The organism is Stutzerimonas stutzeri KOS6, assembly GCF_000307775.2.
Classification (GTDB): domain Bacteria; phylum Pseudomonadota; class Gammaproteobacteria; order Pseudomonadales; family Pseudomonadaceae; genus Stutzerimonas; species Stutzerimonas stutzeri_B.
Genome location: NZ_KK020675.1, coordinates 262,803 through 280,033, shown reverse-complemented (window position 1 = coordinate 280,033; position 17,231 = coordinate 262,803). Strand labels below are relative to the sequence as shown.

Annotated in this window: 19 protein-coding genes and 1 pseudogene; 19 read left to right on the top strand and 1 reads right to left on the bottom strand. The window is 62.4% G+C overall.

Annotation, left to right across the window (positions count from 1 at the left end; all coding sequences use genetic code 11):
* The 13 genes and pseudogenes from fliJ to flhB all read left to right on the top strand — a co-directional run bounded on the left by fliJ (position 1) and on the right by flhB (position 10,098).
* Positions 1–453, top strand: a complete 453-nt coding sequence (fliJ, locus tag B597_RS25285; RefSeq protein ID WP_003296603.1) for a flagellar export protein FliJ — start codon at positions 1–3, stop codon at positions 451–453.
* A gap of 234 nt (positions 454–687) precedes the next feature.
* Positions 688–993 (top strand): STAS domain-containing protein, encoded by a 306-nt coding sequence (locus B597_RS25280; RefSeq protein WP_003296602.1) that lies wholly within the window; start codon positions 688–690, stop codon positions 991–993.
* A gap of 1 nt (position 994) precedes the next feature.
* Positions 995–2,684: pseudogene (locus tag B597_RS25275) on the top strand (SpoIIE family protein phosphatase).
* A gap of 26 nt (positions 2,685–2,710) precedes the next feature.
* The gene (locus B597_RS25270; RefSeq protein ID WP_003296600.1) at positions 2,711–3,061 is read left to right on the top strand and encodes an Hpt domain-containing protein; all 351 of its coding nucleotides are present in this window, start codon (positions 2,711–2,713) and stop codon (positions 3,059–3,061) included.
* A gap of 179 nt (positions 3,062–3,240) precedes the next feature.
* Positions 3,241–4,473: a flagellar hook-length control protein FliK gene (locus tag B597_RS25265; RefSeq protein WP_024161588.1), complete on the top strand. Its 1,233-nt coding sequence runs from the start codon at positions 3,241–3,243 to the stop codon at positions 4,471–4,473.
* Between the two features lie 151 nt (positions 4,474–4,624).
* The gene (gene fliL / locus B597_RS25260) at positions 4,625–5,158 is read left to right on the top strand and encodes a flagellar basal body-associated protein FliL (protein ID WP_003296599.1); all 534 of its coding nucleotides are present in this window, start codon (positions 4,625–4,627) and stop codon (positions 5,156–5,158) included.
* Positions 5,159–5,171: 13 nt separating this feature from the next.
* On the top strand, positions 5,172–6,143 hold the full coding sequence (fliM, locus tag B597_RS25255) for a flagellar motor switch protein FliM (protein WP_003296598.1): 972 nt from the start codon (positions 5,172–5,174) through the stop codon (positions 6,141–6,143).
* Positions 6,144–6,183: 40 nt separating this feature from the next.
* A complete protein-coding gene (gene fliN, locus B597_RS25250) occupies positions 6,184–6,666 on the top strand; it encodes a flagellar motor switch protein FliN (protein WP_003296597.1) in 483 nt (160 codons plus the stop codon).
* Between the two features lies 1 nt (position 6,667).
* A complete protein-coding gene (gene fliO / locus B597_RS25245; protein ID WP_003296596.1) occupies positions 6,668–7,090 on the top strand; it encodes a flagellar biosynthetic protein FliO in 423 nt (140 codons plus the stop codon).
* Positions 7,090–7,866, top strand: coding sequence for a flagellar type III secretion system pore protein FliP (fliP, locus tag B597_RS25240; protein WP_003296595.1), 777 nt, complete (start codon positions 7,090–7,092; stop codon positions 7,864–7,866). The genes fliO and fliP overlap by 1 nt, the downstream gene beginning before the upstream one ends.
* An 11-nt stretch (positions 7,867–7,877) precedes the next feature.
* A complete protein-coding gene (gene fliQ, locus B597_RS25235; RefSeq protein WP_003296594.1) occupies positions 7,878–8,147 on the top strand; it encodes a flagellar biosynthesis protein FliQ in 270 nt (89 codons plus the stop codon).
* A gap of 4 nt (positions 8,148–8,151) precedes the next feature.
* Positions 8,152–8,928 carry a flagellar biosynthetic protein FliR gene (gene fliR / locus B597_RS25230; protein WP_003296593.1) on the top strand — a complete coding sequence of 259 codons (777 nt, stop codon included), beginning with the start codon at positions 8,152–8,154 and terminating at the stop codon, positions 8,926–8,928.
* 33 nt (positions 8,929–8,961) lie between these two features.
* A complete protein-coding gene (flhB, locus tag B597_RS25225; protein ID WP_024161587.1) occupies positions 8,962–10,098 on the top strand; it encodes a flagellar biosynthesis protein FlhB in 1,137 nt (378 codons plus the stop codon).
* A 47-nt stretch (positions 10,099–10,145) separates the two neighbouring features.
* Here the strand turns inward: flhB and sodC are convergent, their stop codons facing one another.
* The gene (gene sodC, locus B597_RS25220; protein ID WP_003296590.1) at positions 10,146–10,667 is read right to left on the bottom strand and encodes a superoxide dismutase family protein; all 522 of its coding nucleotides are present in this window, start codon (positions 10,665–10,667) and stop codon (positions 10,146–10,148) included.
* 200 nt (positions 10,668–10,867) lie between these two features.
* On the opposite strand from sodC, the gene flhA reads away from it, so the two are divergent.
* The 6 genes from flhA to B597_RS25190 all read left to right on the top strand — a co-directional run bounded on the left by flhA (position 10,868) and on the right by B597_RS25190 (position 17,225).
* Complete coding sequence (flhA, locus tag B597_RS25215) at positions 10,868–12,988, top strand: flagellar biosynthesis protein FlhA (RefSeq protein WP_003296589.1); 2,121 nt, start codon at positions 10,868–10,870, stop codon at positions 12,986–12,988.
* 15 nt (positions 12,989–13,003) lie between these two features.
* Positions 13,004–14,296 (top strand): flagellar biosynthesis GTPase FlhF, encoded by a 1,293-nt coding sequence (flhF, locus tag B597_RS25210; RefSeq protein ID WP_003296588.1) that lies wholly within the window; start codon positions 13,004–13,006, stop codon positions 14,294–14,296.
* 91 nt (positions 14,297–14,387) lie between these two features.
* Complete coding sequence (gene fleN / locus B597_RS25205) at positions 14,388–15,215, top strand: flagellar synthesis regulator FleN (RefSeq protein ID WP_003296587.1); 828 nt, start codon at positions 14,388–14,390, stop codon at positions 15,213–15,215.
* Positions 15,216–15,232: 17 nt separating this feature from the next.
* Entirely contained in the window at positions 15,233–15,958 is a 726-nt protein-coding gene (gene fliA / locus B597_RS25200; protein WP_003296586.1) for an RNA polymerase sigma factor FliA, read from the top strand.
* A gap of 74 nt (positions 15,959–16,032) precedes the next feature.
* Positions 16,033–16,407 (top strand): chemotaxis response regulator CheY, encoded by a 375-nt coding sequence (locus tag B597_RS25195; protein WP_192939375.1) that lies wholly within the window; start codon positions 16,033–16,035, stop codon positions 16,405–16,407.
* 23 nt (positions 16,408–16,430) lie between these two features.
* The gene (locus B597_RS25190) at positions 16,431–17,225 is read left to right on the top strand and encodes a protein phosphatase CheZ (protein WP_024161585.1); all 795 of its coding nucleotides are present in this window, start codon (positions 16,431–16,433) and stop codon (positions 17,223–17,225) included.
* Positions 17,226–17,231: the final 6 nt, after the last annotated feature.

Here is a 17,231-nt window from a genome sequence, read left to right as displayed (position 1 = left end):
GTGGCGGCCAGTCGAGCTGCGCGTCTGGCGCCGGTGATTGCAATGGCCGAGAAGGCCGAGCAGGAGGCCGCTCGTCTGCTGGGTCAGGGGCAGGCGCAGCTGAATCAGGCCGAGGCCAAGCTTGGCGAGTTGGAGCAGTACTTCAGGGACTACCAGCAACAATGGATGCAGCAGGGCAGTCAAGGCGTGTCCGGTCAGTGGCTGATGAACTACCAGCGCTTCCTCTCCCAGCTCGAATCGGCAATCGGCCAGCAGCAGCGCAGCGTCAACTGGTACCGCGACAACCTGCTCAAGCTGCGCCAGCAATGGCACCAGCGGCACGCGCGCGTCGAGGGGCTGAGCAAGCTGATCGAGAGTTACCAGCGCGAGGCGCGCATTGCCGCGGACAAGCACGAGCAGAAGCTGCTCGACGAATTCGCCCAGCGGCTGGCCGGAAGGGTGCGGGAGCATTGATCCGTTAAGAGCCGACGCAGACCGCTTCGTGCTTGCCGTAGCGCTGCTTGAATGATAAATCTTGACTGCGGCTCAGCGGGGCGACCGCCGATCGGTTTATGAGCGCCTGGTTTTGCCAGGCATGATTCCTGGCTGTGGGTCGCTGCCCTTCAGTCGGTACACGGCTGCACATTTCGCATACAGCGACGGCTGCCCGCAAGCGGCCTTCACGACGTACCGGATCAGGAGTGCCACATGACCATTACTTCGCAGCCTTCTGCGGATAACCAGGAGTTGACCATTTCCATCAGCGGACGCTTCGACTTCAATGCGCATCAGGCATTCCGCGATGCTTATCAACGCCAGGACGTGAGCCCCCAGCGGTACGTGGTGGATCTGCACGGCACAACTTACATGGACAGTTCGGCGCTCGGCATGCTGCTTCTGCTACGCGACCATGCCGGTGGTGACGAGGCTGACATTCGCCTGCTCAACTGCAATGCCGAGGTGCGCAAGATCCTTTCGGTATCCAATTTCGAACAGCTATTCGTGATCGCCTGAGATGCTGACGCGGCTGTCGATCCTGATCGCCGAGGACAGTCCGGTCGACCGCATGCTGCTGTCGACCATCATCGCCCGACAGGGGCACCGTGTGCTCACCGCAGCGGATGGACTGCAAGCGGTGCAGCTGTTCGAGCAGGAATGGCCGCAGCTGGTGCTGATGGACGCCCTGATGCCGGTGATGGATGGCTTCGAGGCGGCGCGGCGGATCAAGCGGCTGGCCGGCGACGAGCTGGTGCCGATCATCTTCCTGACTTCGTTGACCGAACATGAGGCGCTGGCCAGCTGCCTCGAGGCCGGAGGCGACGATTTCATCGCCAAGCCCTACAGCCCGATCATTCTGGAGGCCAAGATCCGGGCCATGCACCGCCTGCGTCGGCTGCAGGCGACGGTGCTCGAACAGCGAGACCTGATTGCCCGGCGCAACCAGCATTTGCTCGACGAGCACCGGGCGGCCAAGGCGATCTTCGACAAGGTCGCTCATGCCGGCTGCCTGAGCGCCCCCAATATCCGTTATCGGCAATCGCCGCAGGCCTTGTTCAATGGCGATCTGCTGCTGGCTGCGCAGGCACCGGCCGGGCAGATGTTCGTGCTGCTCGGCGACTTCACCGGCCATGGCCTGCCGGCCGCGATCGGCGCCATGCCGCTGGCGGAAATCTTCTACGGGATGACCGCGAAGGGCTATTCCAGCTCCGACATCCTTCGCGAGATGAATGCCAAGCTCAAGCAGATACTTCCCGTGGAGATGTTCTGTTGCGCAACGCTGCTGGACCTCAATCCCAAGCAGGGCGTCCTGCGGGTATGGAATGGTGGCTTGCCGGACGGTTACCTCATTTGCGCGGACGGCCGGCGCACGCCGCTGGTGTCCCGCCACCTGCCCCTTGGGGTGGTTGCCGCCGCGGCACTGGATGACAAGTTCGAGCATTACCCGCTGGCACCGGGCGATCGCCTGCTGCTGCTGTCAGATGGCGTGCTGGAGAGTCGCAACGCCGCTGGCGAGTTCTTGGGTGAGCAGCGTTTGCTGGCAACCCTGGCCGCCAACCGCGATCCGACACGGCTGTTCGACGAAATCGAACAGGCGCTGCTCGATTTTCATGGTCAGTCACATGACGACCTCAGTCTCGTCGAGGTCGTGGTGGTCGACCAGGTCGGCACCATGGTCTGTGCCGGCCCGGCGCTGTCTCGCCCCCGGCCGATGGACTGGTCGGCTCATTACGAGTTGCGGGCCGATAGCCTGCGGCATGGCCAACCGCTGCCGCTGTTGCTGCAGATGCTGTTGCGGATCCCTCAGCTGCGACCCAGGGTGAGCGCAATCTATGCCGTGCTGGGCGAGCTCTATTCCAACGCGCTGGAGCATGGCGTGCTCGGGCTCGACTCGTCCCTCAAATGCGATGCGGACGGTTTCAGGCGCTACTACGAGTTGCGTCAGCAGCGTTTGCAGGCATTGGCCGATGGTCATGTGCGTCTGGAACTGGGCATTCAAGGCCGATTCGCAGGGCGGGCGGCTGTGTATCGGCATCAGCGACAGCGGCTCCGGGTTCGACGTTGTCCGGGCCTTGCACGCTCGGCTCGCCTGCGATCGGTTCAGTGGTCGAGGCTTGCATCTGGTGCGCCAGTTGAGCGACGGATTCGAATGGCAGGCGGACGGGCGTGGCCTCAGCGTAGAGTTCATCTGGCAGGCTGAGGAGTGATCATGCCTCGAAACAGGAGAGTATCGGTGTCCAAAGCTCATCTCGACAGTGGCGTGCTCACCACGCTGCAAGAGGTGATGGAGAATGAGTACCCGGCACTGCTGGACACCTTCCTTGCCGACTCCGAGGAGCGCATCCGTCTGCTTCGCCAGGCCTTGCTGGCCGAGCAGGCCGAGGCCTTGCGTCGTGCTGCACACAGCTTCAAGGGTAGCTGCAGCAACATGGGTGCGACGCTTTTGGCGGAGTCCTGCCAGGCGCTGGAAAAGGTCGCCGGTTGCGGTCAGCTTGCCGAAGCGCCTGCACTCATCGAATCCATCGAACGTGAGTTCGCCATCGTCGGCATTCTGTTCAGGGCCGAGCGTCAGCGATACGGCTGACGAGACGCTTTTCTGGCGCGCCGTCACGCCGCAATCGGGCCGTTGCGGAGCAGCATTGGCCTGGCAGGCTCCGTTGGCCATTGGGCGACCGTCTGCATTTACCCTCGTGACATCCAAGCTTGCGGATGGCCCGGAAATTGCTCGGCTAACCCCACGACCCTCCGTAGCGGAATGACCCCATGGCTGTTTCCACCGACCTGCTGCTCAAGACTCCCTCTGTTGATGCGCGACCCAAGGCAGCGGCAAAAGCGCCGGAGGCGCCGCGCGAGAGCCAGGACCGCAGTAGTTCGAGCTTTTCCGACGTCTACGCCAAGGAGCGTCAGAGCAAGCCGGTCGAGCGTCCCGAGCGCACCGACTCCCGTCGTGACAAGCCCGTCGACGACAAGGACGCGGCGAATGCGGCAGATAAGGCCGACGACGAAAAGCCGGCGGTTGCCGAAAGCGGCAACCCGTTGCCTCCCGAACCGGCAGCGGAGGAGGTGCCGGAGGCCGAGCTCGATCCGTTGTTGTTGCTCGGTCTTGGCGGTCAGTTCGAGCCTCCGGTCGAGGCTCAGCCTGCCGGGGAGCTTCAGTCCGAGTCCCTGCTGTCAGGGCTGCCGGTTGTGCAGGGATTGGTCGCCGGGGACGCGCAGGCTGCTGGTGAAGAGTCTCTCGCTACCGGGGTAGTGGGCGACGCTCCTTTCGGTACGCAAAAGACGGCTGGGCAGTTGCACGGTCCTCTGGCCGATGCACAGGCGAAAGAAGGCGATGATGGATTTGCCAGTGCCCTGCTGGGCGCCAAGGAGTCGGTGGAGGAGGAAGATGCAGGGCTGCAGCTGACGACCGAAGAGCTGCTGGAAGGCGTGGATGGGCCCAAGGAAAGCCGGGCTGCGAACGCCGCTGAACTTGCCGCCTCCCGACCCAATGCCATGAGCCAGGCAAATGCGCAGCAGGTACAGCAGGCGCAGCGGCCTGCTCTGGTCCCGGGGCAACCGGTGCAGATGCAGCAGTCGGGCTGGAGCGAGGCTGTCGTGGATCGGGTGATGTGGCTCTCGAGTCAGAACCTAAAGTCGGCGGAAATCCAGCTCGATCCGGCGGAGCTGGGGCGCATGGAGGTGCGTATCGAGCTGACCAAGGATCAGGCGCAGGTCACTTTCCTCAGTCCTCACGCGGGGGTGCGTGATGCGCTCGAAGGCCAGATGCAGCGCCTGCGCGAGATGTTCAACCAGCAGGGCATGAGCCTGGTGGACGTCAATGTCTCCGACCAGTCACTGGCGCGTGGCTGGCAGGGCGGCGCTGACGGTGGCTCCTCGCGCGGAGGCTCGGCTGGCGGGAGCGACGCGGCCGGCGACGATGAGCAGCAGCGCGGTATCGCCGAGGTGTCCAGCAACCGTACCTCCGGTGATCGCGGTCTGGTCGATTACTACGCCTGACGCAATGGCCGTTCTCATGTCCTTTTCCTGATACCGTGTCGGTCCGGCGCTTTATCTGGCGCTGTCGTGGTGTGGCGCCGGCACGTTGGCACACCTGTTGCTCCTAACTCGCATAATCGGATCGAAACGCTGTTGATGACGGATATTTGGCATGGCTAAAAAACAGGCTCCACCGGTGGTGCCGCCAACGGGCCCGGAAGCGGTGCCGGCTGGCAAGGGCAAGCTGAAACTCATTCTCGTGATCGTGGTCGCCATGTTGGTGGCTGTGGGGCTTTCCATCGGCGGCACGCTTTACTTCATGAGCAAGGGCGACGACCTTGCTGGCGACAAGTCGGAAGAATCAGCGACTACCGCCTCGGGCAAGCAGCCGGCGATCTATGAAGTACTTATGCCGGCATTCGTGGTCAACTTCAGCGACAAGGGGCGGCAGCGTTACATGCAGGTCAGTCTCGCGCTGATGTCGCGTGATCAGGCCGCACTGGATGCGCTCAAGGTGCATATGCCGCTGTTGCGCAATCGACTGGTCATGCTGTTCTCCAGTCAGGATTTCGAGGCACTGAAAACGCCCGTCGGCAAGGAGATGCTGCGCCAGCAGGCTACTGCCAGCGTGCAGGAGTTGGCGCAGAAGGAAATCGGCAAACTTGCCATCGAGCAAGTGCTCTTCACCAACTTCGTATTGCAATAGAAGGCTGCTGCAAATGGCTGTTCAAGACCTGCTCTCGCAAGACGAGATCGATGCGCTCCTGCATGGGGTCGACGACGGTCTGGTGGATACCGAGAGCGATGCCGAGCCGGGATCCATCAAAAGCTACGACCTGACCAGTCAGGACCGCATCGTTCGTGGGCGGATGCCCACGCTGGAAATGATCAACGAGCGCTTCGCCCGTTACACCCGAATCAGCATGTTCAACCTGCTGCGCCGTTCGGCGGACGTTTCCGTGGGTGGCGTGCAGGTGATGAAGTTCGGCGAATACGTGCATTCTCTCTACGTGCCCACCAGTCTGAACCTGGTGAAGATGAAGCCGCTGCGTGGCACGGCGCTGTTCATCCTCGACGCCAAGCTGGTGTTCAAGCTGGTGGACAACTTCTTCGGTGGCGACGGTCGGCACGCCAAGATCGAGGGGCGGGAATTCACCCCTACCGAGCTGCGCGTCGTGCGCATGGTGCTGGACCAGGCCTTCGCCGATCTCAAGGAAGCCTGGCACGCGGTGCTGGACGTCAACTTCGAGTACGTCAATTCGGAAGTGAACCCGGCGCTGGCCAATATCGTAAGCCCCAGCGAAGTGGTGGTGGTGTCGACCTTCCACATCGAACTGGAAAGCGGCGGCGGCGATCTGCACGTGACCATGCCCTATTCGATGATCGAGCCGATCCGCGAGATGCTCGACGCTGGGTTCCAGTCGGATGTCAGCGATCAGGACGAGCGCTGGGTCAAGGCCCTGCGCGAGGATATTCTCGACGTCAACGTACCGCTGGGTGCCACCGTGGTGCGCCGGCAACTCAAACTGCGTGACATCCTCAATATGCAGCCGGGCGACGTCATTCCGGTGGAAATGCCCGAAGACATGATCATGCGCGCCAATGGCATGCCTGCCTTCAAGGTCAAGCTGGGGGCGCACAAGGGCAACCTGGCACTGCAGGTGCTGGAGCCCGTGTTTCGTCCACGTTGAACCCGCCCTTTACTCAATTCGAGCCGTTCGAGGACTAGCGATGGCAGACGAAAACGACAACTCCTCTCCCGAGGAACAGGCATTGGCCGACGAATGGGCCGCAGCGCTGGCCGAGGCCGGCGACGCCAGTCAGGACGATATCGACGCGCTGTTGAATCAGGGCACCGCTCCGGCTGCCCCAGCCGCACCGGCCGCGCCGCGCGCTCCGCTGGAGGACTTCGCCAGCGCGCCGAAATCCAGTGGTGTTCAGCTGGGGCTGGATGGCCCGAATCTGGATGTCATTCTCGACATCCCGGTTTCCATCTCCATGGAGGTGGGCAGTACGGAAATCAGCATCCGTAATCTCTTGCAGCTCAATCAGGGGTCGGTGGTGGAGCTCGATCGACTGGCCGGCGAGCCGCTGGACGTGCTGGTCAATGGCACGCTCATCGCCCATGGCGAGGTGGTGGTGGTCAACGAGAAGTTCGGCATCCGCCTGACCGATGTAATCAGCCCCACCGAACGCATCAAGAAGTTGCGCTGACATGCGTGCGCTTGCGGCTCTGGCGGTTACGTTCATGACGCTCCCGGCTTTGGCTGCGCAGCCCGCGACGAGCATGAGCAGTGCCGACATGGGTGCGCAACTGAGCAAGCTGATGCTCGGCCTGCTGCTGGTTATCGGGCTGATCTTCCTGCTGGCCTGGGTGCTGCGCCGGGTGCAGCAGATGAATCCGCGCGGCACCCAGCTGATCAGGATCGTTTCCAGCCAGGCGCTGGGGCCGCGCGAGCGTCTGGTGCTGGTGCAGGTTGGCAGCGAACAGATCCTCATCGGCCTGAGTGGTGGGCGCATCACGCCGTTGCACGTCATGCAGGAGCCGGTGCACCTGCCGGATGGCGAGCCGGCCAATCCCGAATTCGCCCAGCGTCTGATGGAGCTGCTTGGCAAGGACCACAAGGACCGCCCCTGATGTTGCGCATTCTGCTGCTGGCCGCACTGATGCTGGTCGGCCCTCTCGTCATGGCTCAGGAGTCGTCCGGCATCCTGGCGCAGGGCAACAACCCACTCTCGATTCCGGCGATTACCCTGACCACCGACGCCGAGGGGCAGCAGGAATATTCGGTCAGCCTGCAGATCCTGCTGATCATGACGGCGCTGAGTTTCATTCCGGCGTTCGTCATGCTGATGACCAGCTTCACCCGGATCATCATCGTCTTTTCCATCCTGCGCCAGGCCCTGGGCCTGCAGCAGACGCCGTCGAACCAGATCCTCATCGGCCTCACCCTGTTCCTGACACTGTTCATCATGGCGCCAGTTTTCGAGCGGATTAATCAGGAGGCCCTGCAGCCTTACCTGAGCGAGCAGATTCCGGCGCAGGAGGCCATCTCGCGTGCCGAGGTGCCATTGAAGAACTTCATGTTGGCGCAGACCCGCGAAAGCGACCTGGAGCTGTTCGTGCGGCTGTCGCGGCGCACGGACATCGCTTCGCCCGAGAGCGCGCCGATGACCATCCTGGTGCCGGCCTTCGTCACCTCCGAGCTGAAGACGGCATTCCAGATCGGCTTCATGATCTTCATTCCATTCCTGATCATCGACATGGTGGTGGCCAGCGTACTGATGGCGATGGGCATGATGATGCTCTCGCCGCTGATCATCTCGTTGCCGTTCAAGATCATGCTGTTCGTGCTGGTGGACGGCTGGGGGCTGATCATCGGCACGCTCGCCGGTAGCTTCGGCACCCTGTAGGAGGGACGCAGATGACACCAGAAGTTGCGGTGGACCTGTTTCGCGAAGGGCTGTGGATGACGGCGATGATCGTCGGCGTGCTGGTGGTGCCGAGTCTGCTGGTCGGCCTGGTGGTGGCGATGTTCCAGGCCGCGACGCAGATCAACGAGCAGACCCTGAGCTTCCTGCCGCGCCTGTTGGTGATGCTGCTGACGCTGATCTGGGCCGGCCCGTGGCTGGTGCGCGAGCTGATGGAGTACACCCAGAACCTCGTCCAGAACATTCCGTTGCTGATCGGGTAGGCACGTGCTGGAGCTGAGCAACGCGCAGATTGGCGGCTGGGTAGGGCAGTTCCTGCTCCCGCTGTTTCGTATTGCCGCCTTGCTGATGAGCATGCCGCTCATCGGTACTCAGCTGGTGCCGATGCGGGTGCGCCTGTACCTGGCGCTGGCCATTGCGTTGGTGCTGGTGCCGACCCTGCCAGCCATGCCGATGGTCGACTCGCTTAGCCTGGAAGCGCTGCTGCTGATTGCCGAACAGTTGCTGATCGGTGTGATGCTGGGCTTCGTCCTGCAGCTGTTCTTCCATGTGTTCATCGTGTCGGGCCAGTTGCTGGCGATGCAGATGGGCCTCGGCTTCGCCTCCATGGTCGATCCAGCCAATGGCGTTTCGGTGCCGGTGCTCGGCCAGTTCTTCAACATGCTGGTGGTCCTGCTGTTCCTCTCGGTCAATGGTCATCTGGTGGTGCTGGAGATTCTCGCCGAGAGCTTCGTCACCTTGCCGGTGGGCGGCGGCCTGTCTACCAATCACTTCTGGGAAGTGGCGGGCAAACTCGGCTGGGTGCTGGGCGCCGGCCTGCTGCTGGTGCTGCCGGCAATCACCGCGCTGCTGGTGGTGAACCTGGCGTTCGGTCTGATGACCCGGGCGGCACCGCAGTTGAACATCTTTTCCATCGGCTTCCCGCTGACGCTGGTGCTTGGCCTGATCATCGTATGGATCGGCATGGCGGACATATTCGCCCAGTACCAGGTCTTCGTCAGTGAGGCGCTGATGATGCTTCGTGAGCTGGCAGGGGCGCGCTGATGCCACATTTCCTGTGCGGACCGGAGGTCGCTCATGGCTGAGAGCGAAAGCGGCGCCGACAAAAGCGAGCAACCCACAGAGAAACGCCTGCGCGAATCCCGTGAAAAAGGGCAGTTGGCGCGTTCGCGAGAACTCAATACCGTGGCGGTGACGCTGGGCGGCATCGGTGGGCTGCTGGCTTCGGGCTCGAGTCTGGCCCAGAGCCTGATGGCGATGATGCAGGGCACCTTCGAGCTCAGTCGTGAAACCTTGCTTGACGAAGCCTCCATGGTGACGCTGCTGATGAGCAGCGGCCTGATCGCGCTGGAGGCCATCCTGCCGCTGCTGATCGCTCTGCTGGTCGCATCGCTGGTGGGGCCCATTGCGTTGGGTGGCTGGCTGTTCTCGGCCAAGGCGATGGCGCCCAAGGTCAGTCGGATGAACCCCGCAGCCGGGCTCAAGCGCATGTTTTCCACCCATGCGCTGGTTGAGCTGCTCAAGGCTTTGGCGAAGTTTCTGGTGGTACTCAGCGTGGCCTTGCTGGTGCTGTCGGCCTATCAGGACGATCTGCTGTCCATTGCCAAGCAGCCACTGGACCTGGCCATCATGCACAGCGCCGAAGTAGTCGGCTGGTGCGCCTTGTGGATGGCCTGCGGGCTGATTCTGATCGCGGTGGTGGATGTGCCGTTCCAGCTCTGGGACAACAAGCAGAAGCTGATGATGACCAAGCAGGAGGTCAAGGACGAATACAAGGATTCCGAAGGCAAGCCCGAGGTCAAGTCGCGCATCCGTCAATTGCAGCGCGAGGCTGCGCAGCGGCGAATGATGCAGGCGGTGCCGGAGGCAGATGTGGTGATCACCAACCCGACGCACTTCGCTGTCGCGCTGAAATACGATGCGGCGCGCGGTGGCGCGCCCATGCTGCTGGCCAAGGGGGGGGACTTCGTGGCCCTGAAGATCCGCGAGATCGCCCAGGAGCACAAGGTCACCATACTGGAATCGCCAGCGCTGGCGCGGGCGGTGTACTACTCCACCGAGCTCGAGCAGGAGATCCCGGCAGGCCTGTACCTGGCCGTGGCGCAGGTACTGGCTTACGTCTATCAGTTGCGCCAGTACCGCGCCGGCAAGGGCCGGCGCCCCGACCCGCTGAACGATCTGCCCATTCCGCCGGACCTGCGTCGCGATGAATGACGGCGGCCACGCGGCGGCTGCCGGGCCTGCCGCCTAGTGGCTTGCGATCACTCGATGACGCCGCAGGCCACGCGTGCGCCGCCACCGCCCAGTGGCTGTGGATGGTCGGCGTGGTTGTCTCCACCCTGGTGAACCATCAGTGCCAGCCCCTTGATGTCACCCAGGCTTTTCAGGCGCGGTGCCAGTACCGGCTGGCTGGCCTTGCCATTGCTGTCGACGTACAGCGCGGGAAGGTCGCCCATGTGTCCATCGCCCCAGGGTTCGCCATGCTTGCCGCTGTTCTTCGGGTCCCAGTGGCCGGCGGCCGCCGCGGCTGCAGTCGGTTTGCCGTCGACCTCGGCCGCCTCGCAGTTGCCTTTGGCATGGATGTGGAAGCCATGGCTGCCCGGTTGCAGGCCTGAAAGTTCGGGTCGGAAGACCAGGCCGTACTCGTTGCTCTCGACCTTGACGGTGCCCAGCGAGTCGCCGATGCCCTGGGCGGTGACGGCGTTGACCTTGACGCTCAAGGTCTCGGCCTGCGCGGCGAGTGCGGTGCAGCCGGCCAGCGCGGCGATGATCCACTGTTTCATCTGAAAGCTCCTTTGCACAGGCGGCGACGGAGTGTCGCCGGTAGCAACTGTGACTCTCGCCGCCCGGTCGCGTTCGGCAGATCTCCATGGCGGCTGAAGGGCGCAGCCTGGGCGCGGCGGAAAAGTTGGACCCCTTCTTGCTATGGCCCCGGCAGGGCGCATTTCGCGTCAACAATTCGTTCTGTATTCCCGGGGTCTATGTGGATCGCACGCAACTCATCAATATTCGCAACGGCCTGACGGGCGCGGGGCGCGGCAACCTCGGCGTACCGCTGCTGTTGCTGGTGATGATGGGCATGATGATGCTGTCGGTGCCGCCGTTCCTGCTGGATCTGCTGTTCACTTTCAACATTGCCCTGTCGATCGTCGTACTGCTGGTCAGCGTCTATGCGTTGCGGCCGTTGGACTTCGCCGTATTCCCGACCATCCTGCTGGTCGCCACGCTGATGCGCCTGGCGCTGAACGTGGCTTCGACACGCGTGGTGCTGATCAACGGCCACGAAGGTGGCTCGGCTGCCGGGCACGTGATCGAAGCCTTCGGTAATGTGGTCATCGGTGGCAACTACGTGGTCGGTATCGTGGTCTTTGCGATCCTGATGATCATCAACTTCGTCGTGGTGACCAAGGGTGCCGGGCGTATCTCCGAAGTCAGTGCCCGTTTTACCCTCGATGCCATGCCTGGCAAGCAGATGGCCATCGATGCCGATCTCAACGCCGGCCTGATCGATCAGGAGGAAGCCAAGAAACGCCGTGGCGAGGTTTCGTCGGAGGCGGATTTCTATGGCTCCATGGACGGTGCGTCGAAGTTCGTCCGTGGTGATGCCGTCGCCGGTCTGTTGATCCTGTTCATCAATCTGATCGGTGGCGTCGGCATCGGCATGGCGCAGCACGGCATGAGCTTCAGCGATGCCGGTCAGGTCTACGCGCTGCTGACCATCGGTGACGGTCTGGTCGCGCAGATTCCCTCGCTGCTGTTGTCGACCGCCGCCGCCATCATGGTCACGCGTGTCACCAGCTCGGAGGACATGGGCCAGCAAGTACAGCGGCAGATGTTCGCTTCACCCAAGGCGCTCGCGGTGTCCGCTGCGATCATGATCGCCATGGGCCTGGTCCCGGGCATGCCGCACATGTCTTTCCTCGGCCTGGGTGCAGCGGCCGCAGCGGGTGCGTACTGGATCTGGCATCGCCAGAAGCAGGCGCAGCAGCAGGCCGAGCAGGATGTGCAGAAGCAGCAGGAAATGCTGCCGGCGCAGCGTGCGGCGGAAACCAAGGAGCTGGGTTGGGATGACGTGACGCCGGTGGACATGGTGGGCCTGGAAGTCGGCTATCGCCTGATTCCGCTGGTGGATCGCAACCAGGGCGGGCAACTGCTGGCGCGTATCAAGGGCGTACGCAAGAAACTGTCCCAGGACCTGGGTTTTCTCATGCCCTCGGTCCATATCCGCGACAACCTCGACCTGCTGCCTAATGCCTACCGGCTGACGCTGATGGGGGTGAGCCTGGCCGAGGCGGAGATCTATCCGGATCGCGAGCTGGCGATCAATCCCGGCCAGGTGTTCGGCCCGCTCAATGGCATAGCCGCGAGGGACCCGGCATTCGGTCTGGAAGCCGTATGGATCGAAGCCAGTCAGCGCGACCAGGCGCAGTCGCTGGGTTACACGGTGGTAGACGCCAGCACCGTGGTTGCCACTCATCTCAATCAGGTGCTGTACAAGCACGCGCACGAACTGCTGGGGCACGAGGAGGTGCAGCAGCTGTTGCAACTGCTGGCCAGGAGTTCGCCCAAGCTGGCCGAAGAACTGGTGCCTGGCATGGTTTCGCTTTCCACCCTGCTCAAGGTGCTGCAGGCGCTGCTGCAGGAGCAGGTGCCGGTGCGCGACATACGGACCATTGCCGAAGCTATCGCCAATGTTGCCGCCAAGAGTCAAGATCCCGCCGCAATGGTGGCTGCGGTGCGCGTTGCGTTGTCTCGCGCAATCGTGCAGAGCGTTGTGGGACTAGAGCCGGAGCTGCCCGTGATCACCCTGGAGCCGCGCTTGGAACAAATCTTGCTCAATAGTCTGCAGAAGGCTGGCCAGGGCTCCGATGACGGCATCTTGCTGGAACCGGGAATGGCCGAAAAGTTGCAACGTTCTCTGGTAGAGGCAGCGCAGCGTCAAGAAATGCTCGGCAAACCGGCGGTTTTGCTGGTTGCCGGGCCGGTCAGGGCGATGCTGTCGCGGTTCGCACGGTTGGCAGTGCCGAACATCCATGTCCTGGCCTATCAGGAAATACCGGACAACAAGCAGGTCACCATCGTCTCGACGGTGGGTCAGAATTAACCGAGGGTACAGGCCATGCAGGTCAAACGTTTCTTCGCCGCCGATATGCGCATCGCCATGAAAATGGTGCGCGACGAGCTGGGCGCCGATGCCGTGATCATCGGCAATCGCCGGGTCGCCGGTGGCGTCGAGTTGACCGCCGTACTCGACTATCCGATGCAGTCCGCTCCGGCGGCGAACAAGCCCAACCCTGCTCTTGAAGCTGAGCTGCGCAAGACTCAGTCGCGTCTCGCCAGCGCGCACGCTGAACTGAGCGCCGCGCCGCGGGCGAAGATGCAGGATCGTCAAGTGCTTGACGAGAAGCCGGAACCCGCCGCCGCCAAGATGCAGCCTGAGACGCTAGCTGCGCCATCCGCTGCCGTCGACTCCCGTGCGATAGAAGCGATGTACACCGAGCTGCATGGTCTGCGCGAGCTGATCGAAGTGCAGCTCGGTTCGATCGCCTGGGGGCAGGAGCAGAGCCGTCGTCCGCAGCAGGCCAGTCTCTGGCGTCGGCTGCAGCGTCTTGGTTTGCCGGTCGAGTTGTCGCGCAGCCTGCTGGAGAAGGTCGCTACCATCAACGACCCGCGGCAGGCCTGGCGCATGGTGCTGGCGTACCTGGCGCAGGCGATCAAGGTCGGCAAGCAGGAGCCGCTGGAAGAGGGGGGCGTGATCGCCCTGGTCGGGCCTGCCGGAGTCGGCAAGACCACGACGCTGGCCAAGCTCGCCGCTCGCTACGTGCTGAAGTACGGCGCGCAGAGCATCGCCCTGGCGAGCATGGACAACTATCGGATCGGCGCGCAGGAGCAGCTCAAGACCCTGGGTCGTATCCTCGATGTGCCGGTGGTGCAGATCGATCCGAGTCAGCCACTCAGCAAGACGCTGGCGCCGCTGGCTCGCAAGCGTGTGATCCTGATCGACACGGCAGGGCTGCCTGCCAGTGATCCGACCCTGCGCATGCAGTTGGAAGCCTTGTCCGATCGTGGCGTGAAATCGAAGAATTATCTGGTTCTGGCGGCAACCAGCCAGAGCCAGGTGCTCAAGGCGGCGTGGCACAACTACCGCCGTTGCAGCCTGGCGGGCTGTATCCTGACCAAGCTGGACGAGGCTGGCAGCCTCGGTGATGTGCTCGGGCTCACGATCAGCCAGCATCTGCCGATAGCCTATCTTGCGGATGGGCCGAGCATCCCGGACGACCTGCACCTGCCTCGCAGTCATCAGCTGGTCAGTCGCGCGGTGAGCCTGCAATCCGGCGAGGAACCGAATGAGGAAACCATGGCCGATATGTTCGCCGGGTTGTACGACGGGTCGTCACGGCGGGCTGGCTGACCAGGCAAGAGCGGTACCAGAATGAATCAGATGCGTGCCATGCGGGCGCATCGCCGGCCGTATGGCCCTAGTAAGATATAGGCGTGTGAACATGGGTATGCATCCCGTACAGGTTATTGCGGTGACCGGCGGCAAAGGTGGCGTCGGCAAGACCAACGTGTCGGTCAATCTGGCGCTGGCACTGGCCGATCTCGGTCGGCGCGTGGTGCTGCTCGATGCCGATCTGGGCTTGGCCAATGTCGATGTATTGCTGGGATTGACCAGCAAACGGACCCTGGCTGACGTGATTTCCGGTGACTGCGATCTGAGCGACGTTCTGATCCAGGGGCCAGGCGGCATCCGCATCGTGCCTGCAGCATCCGGTGCGCAGAGCATGGTGCAGCTTTCCTCCCTGCAGCACGCCGGCCTGATCCAGGCATTCAGCGATCTGGGCGACGAGCTCGATGTGCTGATCATTGATACCGCTGCCGGTATTGGCGATTCGGTGGTCAGCTTCGTGCGCGCCGCACAGGAAGTGCTGCTGGTGGTCACCGATGAACCCACGTCCATCACCGACGCCTATGCGTTGATCAAGCTGCTCAATCGCGACTATGGCATCAATCGCTTTCGTGTCCTGGCCAACATGGCCCATGCGCCGCAGGAAGGCCGCAACCTGTTCGCCAAGCTGACCAAGGTCACCGAGCGCTTTCTCGACGTGGCGCTGCAATATGTCGGTGCCGTGCCTTACGATGAAACTGTGCGCAAGGCGGTACAGAAACAGCGAGCAGTCTATGAAGCCTATCCGCGCTCGAAATGCGCGCTGGCCTTCAAGGCCATCGCGCAGAAGATCGATACCTGGCCGTTGCCCGCGACGCCGCGTGGCCATCTCGAATTCTTCGTTGAGCGTCTTATCAGCCCTGCTTCAGAACGCCACGAATGACAGTCGCCGGATCCGCTATGTATTACAGCAAGGCTCAGGCAAAGGATGCTCAGTACCGCCTGATCGATCAGTATGCCCCTCTGGTCAAGCGAATCGCTTACCACTTGCTGGCGCGCCTGCCCGCCAGTGTGCAGGTCGACGATCTGATACAGGCTGGAATGATCGGGCTGCTGGAAGCGGCAAAAAAGTATGATGCGGGCAAGGGTGCCAGCTTCGAAACCTACGCCGGTATCCGCATTCGCGGCACCATGCTCGACGAAGTGCGCAAGGGGGACTGGGCGCCACGCTCGGTGCATCGCAACTCGCGGATGGTCAGCGAGGCCATTCGGGCCATCGAGGCGAAAACCGGTCGCGACGCTAAAGATCATGAGGTCGCGGCCGAACTTAAGCTTAGCCTCGACGAGTATTACGGCATTCTCGGCGATACCCTTGGCAGTCGGCTGTTCAGCTTCGATGATCTGCTGCAGGAGAGTGAGCACGGCGAACTTCAGGAAGATGCGGCCAGCACGCATCCCGAGCCCTTTCGCGACCTGGCGGACGAGCGCTTCCAGCAGGCGCTGACGGACGCGATCGCCAATCTGCCGGAGCGTGAAAAGCTGGTGCTGTCGTTGTATTACGACGAAGAGTTGAATTTGAAGGAAATCGGTCAGGTGCTAGGTGTCAGCGAGTCGCGTGTGAGCCAGCTGCATAGCCAGTGTGCTGCGCGCCTGCGTGCGCGCCTCGGCGAATGGCGCGCCAATTGACGATTGTTTGCGGTATGACGTGCTCGGTTTGCTGAGGCATTTTGGGACTTACGGAGGTCGACTTGGACAAGAACATGAAAATCCTCATCGTCGATGACTTCTCGACGATGAGACGAATCATCAAGAACCTCTTGCGTGATCTGGGGTTCACCAATACCGCCGAGGCGGATGATGGCACCACTGCGCTGCCGATGCTCAAGAGCGGCAGCTTCGACTTCCTCGTCACCGACTGGAACATGCCCGGCATGAGCGGCATCGAGCTGCTGCGTATCGTGCGCGCCGACGAGCGCCTCAAGCATCTGCCGGTGCTGATGGTGACGGCAGAAGCCAAGCGCGACCAGATCATCGAGGCGGCCCAGGCCGGGGTAAACGGCTATGTGGTCAAGCCTTTCACTGCCCAGGTGCTCAAGGAAAAGATCGAGAAGATTTTCGAGCGCGTCAACGGCTGAAGCAGCAACGCCGCGAGGGCACTATGTCGCAAGCAGACCAAAGCCTGGCAGAGTTCGAAGCGACTCTGAAGGCGCACGCACCCCAGTTGATTGAAAGCCTGCAGCAGGGCCGCTTCGATGAGGCCGCGCAGATGTTCAATGAGCTCAATCAGGCGCGCAATCACGGGCTCTACCTGGAAGTTGGCAAGCTCACGCGCGAGCTGCACAACGCCATCGTCAAGCTCGAGATGGACACCTGCGCCGGCGGCGGCGACCCGTCACCGATCACTGATGCGACCGACCGACTGTCCTATGTGGTGGAGATGACCGAAAAAGCGGCCAATCGCACCATGGACCTGGTGGAAGAGTCGGCGCCTTTGGTGAATTTCGTGAGCTATGAGGCCCAGAGCCTGACGGCCGATTGGCAGCGCTTCATGCGCCGCGACATGGACGCCGAGCAGTTCCGCGGCCTGGTCAAGCGCATCGACCAATATCTCCAGCGAAGCATGAACGACGGCAGCCAGCTGTCACAGAATCTCAGCGAGATCATGCTCGCTCAGGACTTCCAGGACCTGACCGGTCAGGTGATCAAGCGGGTGACCCGGCTTATCACCGAGCTTGAAAGCAACCTGCTCAATCTCGTTCTGATGGCGGGACAGGTCGATCGCGTGGCCGGTATCCAGCATGACCGCGAAGCGATGCGCGCCGAGCAGGAAAAGAAAAAACAAGAAAAAATGCCTTCTAGCGGTGAAGGTCCGCAGATGCATGCCGATATGCGTGAAGACGTCGTTTCCGGCCAGGACGATGTCGATGATCTGCTTTCAAGCCTGGGCTTTTAGGGGAAG